This window comes from Phytopseudomonas straminea (assembly GCF_900112645.1).
GTDB classification, from domain to species: Bacteria; Pseudomonadota; Gammaproteobacteria; order Pseudomonadales; family Pseudomonadaceae; genus Aquipseudomonas; species Aquipseudomonas straminea.
Genome location: NZ_FOMO01000005.1, coordinates 491,986 through 507,298, shown reverse-complemented (window position 1 = coordinate 507,298; position 15,313 = coordinate 491,986). Strand labels below are relative to the sequence as shown.

Genomic DNA, 15,313 nt, shown 5'->3' with positions numbered 1-15,313 from the left:
GGCGGCGCCACCGAGAAGCTGGAGGGCGACCTGGCAGGCGGTTATTACATCCAGCCGACCCTGCTCAAGGGCACCAACAAAATGCGCGTATTCCAGGAAGAAATCTTCGGCCCGGTGGTGGGCGTGACCACCTTCAAGGACGAAGCCGAAGCCCTGGCCATCGCCAACGACACCGAGTTCGGCCTGGGCGCCGGCGTGTGGACGCGCGACATCAACCGCGCCTACCGTATGGGCCGCGGCATCAAGGCCGGGCGCGTGTGGACCAACTGCTACCACCTGTACCCGGCGCACGCTGCCTTTGGCGGCTATAAAAAGTCCGGGGTCGGGCGCGAAACCCACAAGATGATGCTCGACCACTACCAGCAGACCAAGAACCTGCTGATCAGCTACGACATCAACCCGCTGGGCTTCTTCTGATCGTTTAGTGGCTGCTCAACAAAAACGCGGCCTCGGCCGCGTTTTTGTTTTCTAGTTGCCGGCACCCCGTTGCAGGGCGCTCTGCAGTGGCAGGTCCCAAGGCGGCGTGGGGCCAAAGCGGTTTTTCAGAAACTCCAGCAGCAGACGGCTGCGCGAATCCGTATCGCGCTCCAGGCGCAGTGCGTAGATGCCGCTGGGCTCGGGCGCCGGCAGGCCGTTATCGCAGAACAGCGCCACCAGGTCGCCACGCACCAGGTACTCGCTGACCAGCCAGGTCGGCAGATGCGCCACGCCGAGGCCGGCCAGTACGCTGAATACCAGCGTCTCGGCATTGTTGGCGGTCATGCGCAGGCGACGGGGGCGGTAGACCGCCAGCTTGCCTGCGTTCTCGAAGCGCCAGGCGTAAGCGGGTGCCAGGCCGTCCCAGTCAAGGCCATCGTGCTCTAGCAGCTCGGCAGGGGTTCGCGGCACGCCGCGGCGCTCCAGGTACGCCGGGCTGGCACAGACCACTCGCACCATCGGCGACAGCGGCGTTGCCACCAGGCGGGTATCGGCGAGCGGCCCGATGCGCAGCACCAGATCCACTTCGCCCAAGTGAGCACCGTGCAGATCAATAAAGCTGTCGATCAGCCGTAGCTGCACGTCCAGCCCCGGGTAGGCGGTGAGAAAGTCGGCAATTGCAGGCGCCAGGTGGCGACGACCGAACGGCGCCGGTGAGTCGATGCGGATTAGTCCCTCCGGCGCACTGCTAAGCGATACCGCCTCGGCGCGCGCCAGGTGCAGTTCGGCGAGAATCCGCCGCGCTCGTTCGGCGAACGCCAGGCCTGCCGGCGTGGCGCGCACCGCATGGGTGCTGCGGCTGAACAGGGCGCAGTCCAGCGAGCGCTCCAAGGCGTCGATACGCCGCGACACCGCCGACGGCGTGAGTGGATGCAGCCGGGCGGCGGCGGAAAAGCTGCCGCTTTCCAGCACGTCGAGAAACAGGCTGAGTTGGTCAGTCAGAGCATCGGGATTCATGGCAGGCTCGCTATGCGCAAAACGCACAGCCATTATGCCGGGCTATGCGTTACCTATCTAGGCAGCCGCAGGTAGCATGCGCTCACCTTGTTTATTGAGATGAATGATGGATCTGCTAGCGTTTGCCCTGAATATTCTGCTTGGCCTGGCGCTCGGCACTCTCGGCGGGCTGTTCGGTATTGGCGGCGGCCTGATCGCGATTCCGGCATTGGGTGTACTGTTCGGTCTCGATCAGCAGCTTGCCCAAGGCACGGCGCTGGTCATGGTGGTGCCCAACGTGCTGTTAGCGCTGTGGCGCTATCATCAGCGCAACCGTATCGACCTGCGCCACGCCCTGGCCCTGGCGCTGACGAGCTTCGTGTTCGCGCTGTTCGGCGCCAGCTGGGCGGTCAATCTGGACCCCGAGTCAATGCGCCTGGCGTTCGTGGCGTTCCTGGTCGCATTGGCGTTCTACAACCTGCTGCGCATGGTTCTGCGCCCGCCGGCTGCGTCGGGCCAGTTGCGTCATCCATGGCCTTGGTTGACCGTGTTGGGCAGCGGCTCGGGCCTTCTGGGCGGCTTGTTCGGCGTCGGTGGTGCGGTGATCGCTACGCCGATTCTGACCAGCGTATTCGGTACTTCCCAGGTAGTCGCCCAGGGGCTTGCCCTGGCGTTGGCTGCGCCCAGCACCGGAGTGACCTTGGCCACCTACGCGCTGCATGACCATGTGCAATGGGCGCTGGCCATTCCGCTGGCCATCGGCGGGTTGCTCAGCATCAGCTGGGGTGTACGCCTGGCCCACGCCTTGCCCGAGCGCATGCTGCGCGTGTTGTTTACCGCCTTCCTGCTGGTGTGCGCGCTGATGCTCGGACTGAAGATCTGACACCCGACGAGTCTCGTCCGGGCCGCCGCCCATCGCGGCGGCATTGCGCTACAATGCGCGCCGAATTTGGTCCGCTCGAGAATTGCCCATGTCCGTTTGTCAGACACCCATCATCGTCGCCCTGGATTTTCCGACCCGTGAGGCGGCACTTGCGCTGGCCGATCAGCTCGATCCGAAACTGTGCCGGGTCAAGGTGGGCAAGGAGCTGTTCACCAGCTGCGCATCGGACATCGTCACCACGCTACGTGAGCGCGGCTTCGAGGTGTTTCTCGACCTGAAATTCCACGATATCCCCAATACCACCGCCATGGCCGTGAAGGCCGCCGCGGAGATGGGCGTGTGGATGGTCAACGTGCATTGCTCCGGCGGCCTGCGCATGATGAGCGCCTGCCGTGAGGTGTTGAACGCCTTCAACGGCCCGGTACCGCTGCTGATCGGCGTGACCGTGCTGACCAGCATGGAGCGCGAGGACCTGGCCGGTATCGGTCTGGACATCGAGCCCCAGGAGCAGGTGCTGCGCCTGGCCGCGCTGGCGCAGAAAGCCGGCATGGATGGCCTGGTCTGTTCTGCCCTCGAAGCACCGGCTCTCAAGGCCGCTCAACCTGGTTTGCAGCTGGTGACGCCCGGCATTCGCCCAGCCGGCAGCGCCCAGGACGATCAGCGCCGTATCCTCACCCCGCGCCAGGCCTTGGACGCCGGCTCCGACTACCTGGTGATCGGCCGTCCGATCAGTCAGGCCGCGGATCCGGCCGCCGCCCTGGCCAAGCTGGTCGCCGAGCTGGGTTGATCAGCCCTTCATTTTCGTGCGGCGCTCGCTGCCGCACCCGTTGCATTGCAGGTAACGCCTCATGAATTCCGTGGAACATTCGCCGCTGGGCAAGAGCAGCGAGTATATCGCCACTTATTCGCCCGAACTGCTGTTTCCCATTCCTCGTGCGACCAAGTGGGCCGAACTGGGCCTGAGCGCCGATACGCTGCCGTATAGCGGCGTGGATTACTGGAACTGCTTCGAGCTGTCCTGGCTGCTGCCATCCGGCAAACCGGTCGTGGCCATCGGCGAGTTCGCGATTCCCGCCGATTCGCCGAACATCATCGAGTCCAAGTCCTTCAAGCTGTACCTGAACTCGCTGAACCAGTCGGTGTTCGCCAGCGTGGCCGAATTGGTCGCTGTGCTGGAGAAAGACCTGTCGGCTACTGCGGGCAAGCCGGTGAGTGTGCGTGTGCGCAGCCTGGAAGAAGCCGCGCGCGAAGGGCTGAGCGCCTTGCCGGGCCTGTGCATCGACGAGCTGGACGTAAGCATCAGCAACTACGCCGCGCCGCAGCCCGAGCTGCTGCGCTGCGATCCGGCGCGCGTCGTCGAACAGAGCCTGCACAGCCACCTGCTCAAATCCAACTGCCCGGTCACCGGCCAGCCGGACTGGGGCAGTGTGGTGGTCGAGTGTCGTGGGGCAAAATTGGATCCGGCCAGCCTTTTGGCTTACCTTGTGAGCTTCCGCCAGCATGCGGATTTCCACGAACAGTGCGTGGAGAGGATCTTTCTGGATCTGCACAAGCTGCTGCAGCCGGAGTACCTGACCGTGTATGCGCGCTATGTGCGCCGCGGTGGCCTGGATATCAATCCGTACCGCACGACGTTGAAGGCGTTGTCGGCGAACCGGCGTCTGGTCCGGCAATAGGCGTTATCTGCCTGAATGGAAAGGCAAAAAAAACCAGCCGTAAGGCTGGTTTTTTCGTTTCTGGCATCGGGTTCAGATACCCATGTTGGCCAGGGTCTGCATGATGTTGCGCAGGCTGCCGGCGAGCGTCGGGTGGCTGACTTCGAAGCGCTCCACCGCCAGGTTGACGCCATCGACCAGCGAGGCATCGGGGGTGGACACCGGTTGTGCGGCGAGCTGCAGTTCGATGTCGCGGGCGAGCAGTTCCAGCGATTCGCGGTCCTCCTCGCTTTCCGGCGGATGTTCGACCAGTTGCTTGCGCAGCTCTTCCAGTTGCTGCTGCAGATGGTTCGCAGGCATGGGGCTCTCCCTTTCTTGATAGGCAAGACAATTGACTGTACGGCGCGACGAAAGGTCAGTACTTCGTATCCAGCCTAGCTCAATCGAAAGGTGCCGGGTCAGGGCTTTTCGCCCTTGCTGCGGCGGATCTGCAGGTGCTCGAGGCAGGCTGGCAGGTCGGTAAGCTGGTCGATCACCGAGTGCGCGCCGATGCGGTAAAGGGCCAGCGTTGCCTCGGCGCGCAAGCGGTCGCGTTGCGTGCCGTCAAGCAGTTGCCAGTCTGCCAGGGTATGGCCGGCCAGTGAGCCGCAGGCGGCCAGGCCGACCGTCCACAAGCCGGCATTCAGCCCCGCTTGTACCAGACGCGGCTCGCCGCTGACGAGCACGCAGCCTTCCAGGCGCTCGATCTGCAGCGCTGCGAGGGCCTGCCAGCAGGCATCCGGTGCCGGCCAGATGCGCTGGGTGCAAGTCGGGGAGGCCGCCAGCCAGTCGGGCAGGCGGGCGGCCAGTTTCTCGGTCAGGCTTTGCGGCAGCTCGTCCAGCCAGGCGCAGGGCACTTGCTGTTCATGCAGGCTGCGCAGGGTGCTGAGTGCGCCTGGTGTCGGCTCGGCGCAGCTATCCAGCTCCAGGCTACCGATTGGCTGGCGCGCAGGGTTGCCGCCTTCACGCACCAGTGTCAGGTGTCGCTGGGCATTTAGCGATGCGCTGCGGGCGCCGAAGTCCACCAGGCAGCCGGACAGGCCGAAGAGGATGGCCGTGAAGGGAGAAGTGGCGGCGCAGAACGCGGGCTGAGGCATGGGTGTCATTCCCTGGCGGTAATCGCGCCCACCATGGCAAGCCAATGTGACGATGGCGTGACAAGCCATTCCCCAGACATGCGGTAGCGTGAAGCGCGTCCCAGGCGCCACGGCGCTCTGCCTATTGCCTGCAGACGGCTTTATACTATGGCGCTGCCGCCTGACAGGCTGCGCCCATAGCCTAGGAGAAACATGATGCGTTTGATTGGACCCGATTGGATCGCGAGCCTTGGTCGGATGCTGGCCTGCGCCGGTCTGATGGCGCTGCCGTTGGCAGGCCAGGCGGCAACGGAAGACCCTTGGGAGTCAGTCAATCGTCCCATCTTCCGCTTCAATGATGCTGTCGACACCTACGCCCTCAAGCCCTTGGCTCAGGGTTATCGCAAGGTGACGCCGCAATTCGTCGAAACCGGTGTGCACAATGTGTTCCGCAACCTGTGGGAGGTCGGCAACCTGGCCAACAACCTGCTGCAGGGCAAGGTGCACGATGCGGGCGTTGATACCAGCCGTTTCCTGTTCAACACAACCCTTGGCGGTCTGGGCTTTTTCGACGTGGCTACTCGCATGGGCCTGCAGCGCAGCGACGAAGACTTTGGCCAGACCCTAGGCGTATGGGGCGTGGAAAGCGGCCCATATCTGGTGCTGCCACTGCTCGGTCCGAGCTCGCTGCGCGATGCGCCGGCCAAGATTCCGGATAGCTTCCTGACGGTGTATCCCTATATCGACCATGTGCCGACGCGCAATGTGGTGCGCGGCGTCAACGTAGTCGATACCCGCGCCAGCCTGCTGGATGCCGAGCGCATGGTCAGCGGCGACAAGTACATCTTCATCCGCAACGCCTACCTGCAGAACCGCGAATTCCGCGTGCGTGACGGCGAGGTGGAGGATGATTTCTAGAAAACAGCTAGGTCGCTGTTGGTAGGACGAGGGTCGAACGGCCCGAGAGAGGCGTGATGGAGGTGGGCTCCATCACGTTACTGAATGTTTCAGTTCATCGAGGTCACGGCCAGTCCCAGCACTTGCCGGCCATCTTCCAGATCGGTTACGCGTACGACTTCCGCTTCGGTTTCCAGCCCCTTGAGTGAATCGTGAGTGGACGGAACCAGCACGCTTACCTTGTCGCCCACCTTCGCCTTGCACTGCGCTTCGAGCTGCATGCCGGTGCTCGAGAGGTCCCGGCACAGTGCCGGAACCGACTGGCCGTCGTGAGTCAGCGTCACCTGGGTTTCCAGGCGCATGCGAATGTAATCGCGCTTTTCCGTGTAATCACGATCATTCTGGCTCATCAAGCTATCCTCATTGAAGGTCGGGCTTTTGTTGCAGTTCTTATAACCCTCTGCCATTTAAGGTGTAAAGCCGCTCAGCGGCAACGGCGCCTGTTGAATCGCGCTGAGGATGGGAGTACCGTCTGCGCCTTGACGCGAACCGTGTACCCGCGCAGGTTGTTGGCTGCGTTTACGCTAACCATCCCCGGCGCAGTTTGCCTGGACACCCCATGCACAAAACCAGTGCCACGTTGCTGCTGATCGATGACGACGAAGTCGTGCGCGCCAGCATTGCAGCCTACTTGGAAGACAGCGGCTTCAACATCCTGCTGGCCAGCAACGGCCTGCAAGGTCTCGAAGTGTTCGAACGCGAGCGGCCCGATCTGGTGGTTTGCGACCTACGCATGCCGCAGGTTGATGGTCTCGAACTGATCCGCCGTATCAGCGCGCTGGAGTATTCCGCGCCAATCATCGTGGTCTCCGGTGCCGGCGTGATGACCGATGTGGTCGAGGCCCTGCGCCTCGGCGCTGCCGACTATCTGATCAAGCCTCTGGAAGACCTGGCCGTACTCGAACATTCGGTGCGCCGTGCGCTGGATCGGGTGCACCTGCGCCAGGAGAACGAGCGCTACCGCGAAAAGCTGGAAACCGCCAACCGCGAGCTGCAGGCCAGCCTGCACTTGTTGCAGGAAGACCAGAACGCTGGCCGCCAGGTGCAGATGAACATGCTGCCGGTCACGCCCTGGGAAGACGAGGGGCTGTCGTTCGCCCACCAAATCATTCCGTCGCTCTATCTCTCCGGTGACTTCGTCGATTACTTCCGGGTCGACGAGCGCCGTGTGGCTTTCTACCTGGCGGACGTATCCGGCCATGGCGCGTCGTCGGCCTTCGTCACCGTACTGCTCAAGTTCATGACCACGCGCCTGCTCTACGAGTCGCGGCGCAACGGCATGCTGCCCGAATTCAAACCGTCGGACGTGCTCAGCCACATCAACCGTGGGCTGATCAACTGCAAGCTGGGCAAGCATGTGACCATGCTCGGCGGCGTGATCGACGAAGAGTCCAACCGTTTGACCTACAGCATCGGCGGCCACTTGCCGCTGCCGGTGATGTACACCGGTGACAAGGCCTATTACCTGGAGGGTCGCGGCCTGCCGGTCGGCCTGTTCAAGGAGGCCGACTACAACGACCTGGAAATCGAGCTTCCCGAATCATTCAGCCTGACGTTGTTGTCCGACGGCATCCTTGACTTGCTCGACGGTGACAACCTTCAGGAAAAAGAAGCCCTGCTGCCCAAGCTGGTCAGCGAGGCAGGTGGAACCCTGGATGGGTTGCGTAGCGTGTTTGGACTGGCCAATCTGGCGGAGATGCCGGATGATATCGCCTTGCTGGTGTTAAGCAGGAACCTTGCATGAATCCTGGGATAAGCCCCGGTAGAATCCAGTTTGCCGAACAGAATGGTACCTTCGTCCTGAAGTTCATCGGCGAAGTGCGCCTGACCCTGTGTTCGGCTCTGGACGCCACAATCGAGAAGATCTTCACGGCGCTGAATTTTTCCGCCATCGTCATCGATCTGACGGAAACCCGCAGCATCGACAGCACCACCTTGGGGCTGCTGGCCAAACTCTCGATTCTGTCGCGCCAGAAGGTTGGTCTGTTGCCAACGGTGGTGACCACTCACGCCGACATCACCCGACTGCTGCAGTCCATGGGTTTCGATCAGGTGTTCAACATCATCGATCAGCCCTACGAGTGTCCGGATTGCCTGTCCGACCTGCCATCGCAGGATCAGTCGGAAGATGTGGTGCGTGCTCATGTGCTGGAAGCGCATCGCATCCTGATGGGCCTGAACGAGTCGAACCGTGCGGCCTTTCATGACCTGGTCAGCGCACTAGAACAGCACCCCTGAAGCCCGGCCATAAAAAACGGGGCGCCGAGAATATCGGCGCCCCGTTTTTCGTTGTGCAGGCTCAGCTGTTGGCAGTGAGCAGCTTTTCCAGTTTCTCCTGATCGCGAGCGAACCCGCGGATGCCCTCGGCGAGCTTTTCGGTGGCCATGGCGTCTTCGTTCATGTCCCAGCGGAACTGGCTCTCGCTGATCCGTGCTTCGCTCTGTCCGGAGACTTCGGTATTGAGCTTGCGTTCCAGCGGGCCATTGTCGTCGGCCAGTTGCTGCAACAACTCGGGGCTGATGGTCAGGCGGTCGCAACCAGCCAGTTGTTCGATCTGACCGACGTTGCGGAAGCTCGCGCCCATTACCACGGTCTTGTGGCCCTGGGCCTTGTAGTAGTCGTAGATGCGCGTCACGGACTGCACGCCCGGGTCTTCGGCGCCGACATAGTCACGGCCTTCGGCCTTCTTGTACCAGTCGTAGATTCGGCCCACGAACGGCGAGATCAAGAACGCGCCGGCATCGGCGCAAGCGCGCGCCTGGGCGAACGAGAACAGCAGGGTCAGGTTGGTCTGTACGCCGGACTTTTCCAGCTGCTCGGCGGCACGAATGCCTTCCCAGGTCGAGGCGATCTTGATCAGGATACGCTCGCGGCTCACGCCGGCTTCTTCGTATAGCTCAACCAAGCGTTTGGCGCGGCTTAGAGTGGCCTGGGTGTCAAAGGACAGACGGGCATCTACCTCGGTGGAAATACGGCCGGGAATCACCTGAAGGATTTCTCGACCCACGGTCACGCCAAAGCGGTCGCTGGCCAGGTCGACGTCGCCCTTGCTCGCCGCCACCGCCTGCTTGAGCAGCTCGGCGTAGCGGGGCAGTGCGGCGGCCTTGAGCAGTAGTGAGGGGTTGGTGGTGGCGTCCACCGGCTTGAGACGAGCGATGGCGTCGATGTCGCCGGTGTCGGCAACCACGGTGGTGAACTGCTTGAGTTGATCCAGCTTGGAGGTCATGGCACGGCCTTGTCGATTCGGGTGCCAAGACCTTACCTGAGCCTCAGTTGGCGCTCAACTGCTGGCAAGGCCGCCGAGTGGCCATAGAAGCTCAACGGCCCTGCAGGATGTCGGCCGCCTGGTCGAAAATGGCCAGTGGCTGATCGCTCTTGTGGATGTCCGCCGACAGCAGCTGACGGAAGCGCCGAGCGCCCGGGAAGCCTTGAGCCAGGCCGAGCATATGGCGTGTGACATGGTGCATCAGGCCACCGGCGGCCATGTGTCGCTCGATATAGGGGCGCATCGCGAGCATCGCCGCATGGCGGCTGACCGGCACACGCTCGCTGCCGAATAGTTGCTGGTCGACCTCTGCCAGCAGGTACGGGTTGTGGTAAGCCTCGCGGCCGAGCATCACGCCGTCAAAGGTCTGCAGGTGCTCCTGACAGGCGTCGAGGGTCTTGATGCCGCCGTTGAGGATCAGCTCCAGATTCGGGAAGTCCTGCTTGAGCTGGGCGGCGATGTCATAGCGCAGCGGCGGAATCTCACGGTTTTCCTTGGGAGACAGTCCCGACAGGATGGCGATTCGCGCATGCACGGTGAAACTGCCGCAGCCGGCATCCCGCACCTGGCCGACGAAGTCGCGGAGCTCTGCGTAGCTGTCGCGCCCGTCGATGCCGATGCGGTGCTTGACGGTCACCGGAATGCTCACTGCGTCACGCATTGCCTTGACGCACTCCGCTACCAACGCCGGGTGGGCCATCAGACAGGCGCCGATCATGTTGTTCTGCACCCGATCGCTGGGGCAGCCGACATTGAGGTTAACCTCGTCGTACCCCGCCTGCTCGGCAATGCGTGCGCAGGCCGCTAGATCCGCCGGGTTGCTACCGCCCAGTTGCAGCGCCACGGGGTGCTCGCTCTGGTCGTAATGCAGAAAACGCGCGGTATCTCCATGCAGCAGCGCCCCGGTGGTGACCATTTCCGTGTACAGCAGCGCATGCTGCGACAGCTGGCGCAGGAAGTAGCGGCAATGGTGATCAGTCCAGTCCATCATGGGCGCCACGGAGAAGCGACGGGAGAGGATTGGGCGTTCGGTGGCGGAGGCAGTTTGCAAGGGCATCTCGGGTATAGGGGTAATGATTCTGGCGGTTTGCTACAGGGCCGGAAGTGAAATCGTCAAGTAAGGTAAACGGGTTGATGCACCTAGGCCGGGGCATAGGTGTCGGGCGCGCAGTTTATCAGGAAAGCGATGCGGAGCAGCGTTGAACGACCATCAGCCTGGCCGGGTCGTAAGTAGCGAAATACCAGTGCCTCGATGACGACACTGGCTCAGGGCGGGACAGTCGGCAGGATATGGCGATGATCAATCAGGGCTTTTGGGGTATCGGTATAACCCAGTGGATCTATGTACTGGTGTTGGTGGCGTTGGGGGCGCGCATTCTCTACAAGTTCTTCACCTCCGCCAGTCGCAAGCCAAGTAAGAAAAATGACTCTGGCGACTCGGGCGGTTCCAGCAGCACCATGATCGATAACGACCACCGCGGCGGCAACTTTTGCGGAAGTGATGGCGGTGCAAGCGATTGTGGGGGCGGTGATGGCGGTGGGGATGGAGGCGGCGGGGGCGACTGAAATTATCTACCCCACATTTTGCTTACCCCTCCAATGAAGAATGGCAGCTTTGCTTTTATATCGCCCTTTTCTGGCGGCGATTCAGCTCCTGATTTAATTCAAATCAGCCGCCAGCCATCCATCGTGCCAAGCCGTGACGTCCTTTAATGCCGAGCTTGCCAGTGGCGCGCTTGAGATAGCTTTCAACAGAACTGTTCTTGACCTGTAGACGCAATGCCAGCTCAGGAACCGTTTTACCTGATAGCAAACCTACGCAAACTTCTTGTTCTCGGGAAGAAAGTGGAATGCATTCCCGCTCAAGCTTTTTGCTGAAAGCACTATCCATAGAATGGACTGTATTGCTGGCTGATTTTTTCGACACTCCTGCACGAGTCAAATTACGTGAGTGCTGCTCTAGGAGTATCAAAAGCGTGTCCGAAAGCACCTTGAGTGCTGACATTTCTGACAATGAGAAGCTGCGCAAGCTTGCCTGGCGGTAGAAACAAATCATGCGCCGGAGATTCCCGGTGCGGGAGACCAAATTGCACTGATGAACAGGACCCTTTGGGTGGGAATCGCTAGGTCTCAATCTGCTTTGAATAAGAAGCGGATCCTTCATGTGCAGAATGCTCGGTAGTAAACCTTGCTCAAGTGCACCAGTACCGCATCCTCTATAAGCGACGCCTGCGGAGCCTATGGCTGTGACGTCTCGAATTTCGGCGCTCGATATATCTATTGTCAATTCGCTTATTTCTAGGCCATGAATGGGTACTACATCGCCAATCAGTTCCAGGACTCTGCTGGCGAAAGTGGGGCCGCCAGTACTCGCTACCACAAGAGCGAGGCGCTGGCAAAAGACTGGGTCGTCAGCTTCATCGGCGAATTTCGCACTAATCATGATGATTTCACAGTCCTCAAAAGTCCTCAGGCAGAGATGCTGGTGAGCTCCTAAAAGGCTCAGACTAGATTCAAACTTCGTGAGGAGGTCCTGTCAAAAGGTTACAAATAATTACTATTTCGGTTGCCCCGGTTTGAGGGGTCATGCATGACAAAAACGGCAATGTTTAATTCCCGCTTAAATTTGCCAAGAAGGACCTTGAGCCATGCCTGCCCGCGCTGTCGAACGCTTTCCGCTGAGTGCCGCTCAACAGGATGTCTGGCTCGACCAGATCAGCCATGGCGATTCTCCGCTCTATAACATCGGCGGCTACCTAAGACTGACAGGGGCTCTCGACATCAGCAGGCTGAGGCTGGCAGTTGAGCGCCTGGTGGCCGCTCACTCGGCGCTACGCACGGTGATAATGCCCATGGAAGAGGGCGATGGTTTGCCGGTGCAATCCTTCGCAGCACCCACTTCGGTGGATATGGCGCTACATGATCTGAGTGCCGAGCCAGAGCCGTCACTTTCTGCACAGCGACTAGTCGATGCACAGATGCAACGCCCCTACCAGTTATACAGCAGCTCTCTGATAACTTTCTGTCTGATCCGTGTGGCCACAGAGGAGCATTGGCTGGCGATCCATGCCCATCATCTGATTCTCGACGGCTGGGGCTTCGGGCAGTTGGTCAAGGTGCTGGGCGAGCATTACACAGCGTTAGGCGAGGGTGTAGAAGTCGAGGATCAAGGTCTTTGCTACAGCGCGTTCATTGAGGATGACCTGCGTTATCGGCAATCTGCCCCGTTCATGCGCGACCAGAGCTACTGGCTTGACAAGTACCAGAGCCTCCCCGAGCCGGTACTTATAGCGCGCCATCGGCGGCCTGACGAGACAGCGGCAACGCCATCAAATACTTGGGTACAGGCGCTGCCCGCGGATCTGCACCTGCGAATGCAGGCGCTCGCACAACATCACCGATCCTCTGCCTTCCATGTACTACTTGCGGCAGCGCACATTTACTTCACTCGCACCCTGCAGCGTTCAGAGTGGGTGGTGGGTGTACCGCTACTCAACCGCAGCGGGGCGCGCGGCAAGGCGACTCTGGGGCATTTTGCGCAGGTGAGTGCGGTGCGTCTGCAAAGCTCTGAACATGACGATTTCGGCGGACTGATCGTAGCCATTCGAGACAGCCTCAAGCGTGACTTTCGCCATCAGCGTTTTCCCTTGAGCGAGCTCAATCGGCAGCTGGGACTGTCGCGCGAGGAGCGGTCGCAGTTGTTCGAGGTGTCGGTATCCTACGAGCAGGAAAATCATGACTACCGCTATGGCGATGCCCAAGCCAGCACGTTCAAGGTCTCCAATGGGCATGAAAGTACGCCCCTGGCCATCCATCTGCGCAGCAATGCCCTAACTGGTGCTACATGGTTACACCTGGTCTATAACCGTGCGTGGCTGGGGGATGAGGACGCTGCCGCAATTGGCGAGCGCCTGCTGCAGATTCTAGAGCAGGGGCTTGAAAACCCTGAGCGGATGATTGCCGATTTCAGCTTGTCAACACTGTCCGAGCAGCAGCTTATGGCAGGCTGGAACGCCACCGAGATGATCTCGTCGAGCGAGCCACTGATTCATCAACGCATCGAGCAACAGGCTCGTCAGCGCTCGGATGCCCTTGCAGCGGTACACCTCGACCAGCAGCTGACCTACGCGCAGCTCGAGCAGCGCGCCAATACCTTGGCTGTGCACTTGGTCGACTGTGGTGCCGGCCCCGAGACCCGTGTAGCGGTCGTTTGCCAGCGCGGGCTGGATACCCTCGTGGGGCTGCTGGCGGTGCTCAAGGCAGGTGCCGCCTATGTGCCGGTCGATCCGGCGCACCCGCAGGAGCGCCTGGCCTATCTGCTCGACGACAGCGCTCCGGCCGTGGTGCTGACCCATACCACCCTGGTCGACCGCCTGCCGCCGCTGACGGCGCCGTTGGTCGCGTTGGACACCTTCGCGTTCGAGGCAGCGAGTGGTGTCACGGCGCCGCTGAGCGAACTGGGCGGCGACAATCTGGCGTATGTCATCTACACCTCGGGTTCGACCGGCCAACCGAAAGGGGTGATGGTCGAGCACCGCATGCTCGCCAACCTGGTGGACTGGCACTGCACTGCCTTCGATGTGAAGCCGGGTACCCACACCTCTAGCCTGGCGGGCTTTGGTTTCGATGCCATGGCCTGGGAAGTCTGGCCGACCCTGTGTGCCGGAGGCACCCTCCACCTGGCCCCCGTTCAGGAGGGTGGCGATGATGTCGAAGCCTTGCTGGACTGGTGGCGAGCTCAGCCGCTAGAGGTCAGCTTCCTGCCTACGCCGGTGGCGGAGTACGCCTTTGGTCTCGCGCAGGAGCACCCGACCTTGCGTACCCTGCTGATCGGCGGGGATCGCCTGCGTCAGTTCAGCCAGGCGCGTCGCTACCAGGTGATCAACAACTACGGCCCGACCGAAACCACCGTGGTCGCCACCTCCGGTGTGGTGCAGCCTGATACCTGTCTGCACATCGGCGGGCCGATCGGCAATACCCAGGTTCACGTGCTGGACGCCCATCTGCGATCAGTACCGGTCGGCGTGGTCGGTGAGTTGTACATCGGCGGGGCAGGGGTCGCGCGCGGTTACCTGAACCGGCCAGAGCTTACCGCCGAACGCTTTATCGACGACCCGTTCAGTAGCCTGCCCGGTGCTCGCCTGTACCGCAGTGGCGACCAGGTGCGTTGGAACGCCGATGGCACCCTGGAATACCTGGGCCGTAACGATGATCAGGTGAAGATTCGCGGCATGCGCATCGAGCCGGGCGAGATCGAGGTGGCCATCGCGGCCTGGCCGGTGGTCAAGGACGCTGTGGTGCTGGTGCGTGACGAGCACCTGGTGGCATGGTTCACCGAGTCGGCGGCTGTCGATATCGGCCAGTTGCGCGAGGCGCTGCGCGCGCAGTTGCCGGCTTACATGGTGCCGCGTGCCTTCGTGCGCCTGGAGCAGTGGCCACTGACGCGCAATGGCAAGCTCGACCGTCGAGCGCTGCCTGTTCCGGATAGCGCTAGCTTGGCTCTCAGCGCTTACCAAGCTCCGCAGGGTGGCGTGGAAACCCGCATGGCGGAAATCTGGGCCGAGGTGCTGGGCACCGAACGGGTCGGGCGGCAGGACAACTTCTTCGAACTGGGCGGCCATTCGCTGCTGGCCATCGAGCTGGTCAAGCGCCTGCGCAGCGCTGGCCTGGAAGCCGATGTGCACACCCTGCTCAGCCACCCGACCGTGGCCGCGCTAGCCGCCAGCGAGCGGCGCGCTGCGGCGCTCAATATTCCGGCCAACCGTATTCCGGACGGTTGCACGCACATCACTCCGGAGCTGCTGAGCCTGACCCGATTGAGCCAGGCTGAGATCGATGTCATCGTCGCTGGTGTACCGGGTGGCGCGGGTAATGTCCAGGACATCTACTCGCTGACACCGCTGCAGGAGGGCATTCTCTATCACCACCTGAGTGCCGGGCAGGGCGATCCCTATCTGCTGCAGTGGCGTCTGACTTTCGACTCGCTAGCGCGATTGCAGGCTTGGGCGGCGGCGTTGCAGCAGGT

At 61.6% G+C, this 15,313-nt stretch carries 15 protein-coding genes and 1 pseudogene (1 of these 16 cut by a window edge); 9 read left to right on the top strand and 7 right to left on the bottom strand.

Annotated features, from left to right (window positions below; translation table 11 throughout):
- Positions 1–417: pseudogene (gene adh / locus BM279_RS15405) on the top strand (aldehyde dehydrogenase); the annotation flags it as partial.
- Positions 418–468: 51 nt separating this feature from the next.
- On the opposite strand, the gene BM279_RS15400 reads toward adh, so the two are convergent.
- Positions 469–1,434 (bottom strand): LysR family transcriptional regulator, encoded by a 966-nt coding sequence (locus BM279_RS15400; RefSeq protein ID WP_093505077.1) that lies wholly within the window; start codon positions 1,432–1,434, stop codon positions 469–471.
- A 106-nt stretch (positions 1,435–1,540) separates the two neighbouring features.
- Between BM279_RS15400 and BM279_RS15395 the strand changes: the two genes are divergently transcribed.
- From BM279_RS15395 to queF, 3 genes are all read left to right on the top strand, one after another.
- Positions 1,541–2,296: a sulfite exporter TauE/SafE family protein gene (locus tag BM279_RS15395; RefSeq protein WP_093505075.1), complete on the top strand. Its 756-nt coding sequence runs from the start codon at positions 1,541–1,543 to the stop codon at positions 2,294–2,296.
- Between the two features lie 88 nt (positions 2,297–2,384).
- Positions 2,385–3,083 (top strand): orotidine-5'-phosphate decarboxylase, encoded by a 699-nt coding sequence (gene pyrF / locus BM279_RS15390; RefSeq protein ID WP_093505073.1) that lies wholly within the window; start codon positions 2,385–2,387, stop codon positions 3,081–3,083.
- Positions 3,084–3,144: 61 nt separating this feature from the next.
- Positions 3,145–3,972 (top strand): NADPH-dependent 7-cyano-7-deazaguanine reductase QueF, encoded by an 828-nt coding sequence (queF, locus tag BM279_RS15385; protein WP_093505071.1) that lies wholly within the window; start codon positions 3,145–3,147, stop codon positions 3,970–3,972.
- Between the two features lie 72 nt (positions 3,973–4,044).
- Here the strand turns inward: queF and BM279_RS15380 are convergent, their stop codons facing one another.
- The gene (locus BM279_RS15380; RefSeq protein ID WP_093505069.1) at positions 4,045–4,311 is read right to left on the bottom strand and encodes a DUF4404 family protein; all 267 of its coding nucleotides are present in this window, start codon (positions 4,309–4,311) and stop codon (positions 4,045–4,047) included.
- Positions 4,312–4,409: 98 nt separating this feature from the next.
- On the bottom strand, positions 4,410–5,087 hold the full coding sequence (gene pcrP / locus BM279_RS15375; protein WP_093505067.1) for an HAD superfamily inactivated hydrolase PcrP: 678 nt from the start codon (positions 5,085–5,087) through the stop codon (positions 4,410–4,412).
- A gap of 237 nt (positions 5,088–5,324) precedes the next feature.
- On the opposite strand from pcrP, the gene BM279_RS15370 reads away from it, so the two are divergent.
- The gene (locus tag BM279_RS15370) at positions 5,325–5,984 is read left to right on the top strand and encodes an MlaA family lipoprotein (RefSeq protein ID WP_372239558.1); all 660 of its coding nucleotides are present in this window, start codon (positions 5,325–5,327) and stop codon (positions 5,982–5,984) included.
- 89 nt (positions 5,985–6,073) lie between these two features.
- On the opposite strand, the gene BM279_RS15365 is transcribed toward BM279_RS15370, so the two are convergent.
- Positions 6,074–6,373 (bottom strand): PilZ domain-containing protein, encoded by a 300-nt coding sequence (locus tag BM279_RS15365; RefSeq protein WP_093505123.1) that lies wholly within the window; start codon positions 6,371–6,373, stop codon positions 6,074–6,076.
- Positions 6,374–6,582: 209 nt separating this feature from the next.
- Between BM279_RS15365 and rssB the strand changes: the two genes are divergently transcribed.
- Together rssB and rssC are read left to right on the top strand one after the other, a co-directional pair.
- Complete coding sequence (gene rssB / locus BM279_RS15360; protein WP_093505063.1) at positions 6,583–7,767, top strand: two-component system response regulator RssB; 1,185 nt, start codon at positions 6,583–6,585, stop codon at positions 7,765–7,767.
- A gap of 8 nt (positions 7,768–7,775) precedes the next feature.
- Positions 7,776–8,261 (top strand): anti-sigma factor antagonist RssC, encoded by a 486-nt coding sequence (rssC, locus tag BM279_RS15355; protein ID WP_093505121.1) that lies wholly within the window; start codon positions 7,776–7,778, stop codon positions 8,259–8,261.
- A gap of 61 nt (positions 8,262–8,322) precedes the next feature.
- Here rssC and tal read toward each other — a convergent pair whose 3' ends face one another.
- Positions 8,323–9,249 carry a transaldolase gene (tal, locus tag BM279_RS15350; RefSeq protein ID WP_093505061.1) on the bottom strand — a complete coding sequence of 309 codons (927 nt, stop codon included), beginning with the start codon at positions 9,247–9,249 and terminating at the stop codon, positions 8,323–8,325.
- A 91-nt stretch (positions 9,250–9,340) separates the two neighbouring features.
- On the bottom strand, positions 9,341–10,345 hold the full coding sequence (gene dusA / locus BM279_RS15345) for a tRNA dihydrouridine(20/20a) synthase DusA (RefSeq protein WP_093505059.1): 1,005 nt from the start codon (positions 10,343–10,345) through the stop codon (positions 9,341–9,343).
- A gap of 239 nt (positions 10,346–10,584) precedes the next feature.
- Between dusA and BM279_RS15340 the strand changes: the two genes are divergently transcribed.
- Entirely contained in the window at positions 10,585–10,854 is a 270-nt protein-coding gene (locus BM279_RS15340; RefSeq protein ID WP_093505057.1) for a hypothetical protein, read from the top strand.
- Between the two features lie 103 nt (positions 10,855–10,957).
- Here the strand turns inward: BM279_RS15340 and BM279_RS23610 are convergent, their stop codons facing one another.
- Complete coding sequence (locus BM279_RS23610; protein ID WP_244154167.1) at positions 10,958–11,344, bottom strand: helix-turn-helix domain-containing protein; 387 nt, start codon at positions 11,342–11,344, stop codon at positions 10,958–10,960.
- 592 nt (positions 11,345–11,936) lie between these two features.
- Here BM279_RS23610 and BM279_RS15330 point away from each other — a divergent pair.
- Positions 11,937–15,313, top strand: the 5' end (the start) of a protein-coding gene (locus BM279_RS15330) for a non-ribosomal peptide synthetase (protein ID WP_093505053.1). It continues 6,121 nt past the right edge of the window; 3,377 of the gene's 9,498 nt are visible here — the first part of the coding sequence; the start codon lies at positions 11,937–11,939; its stop codon lies off the right edge, out of view.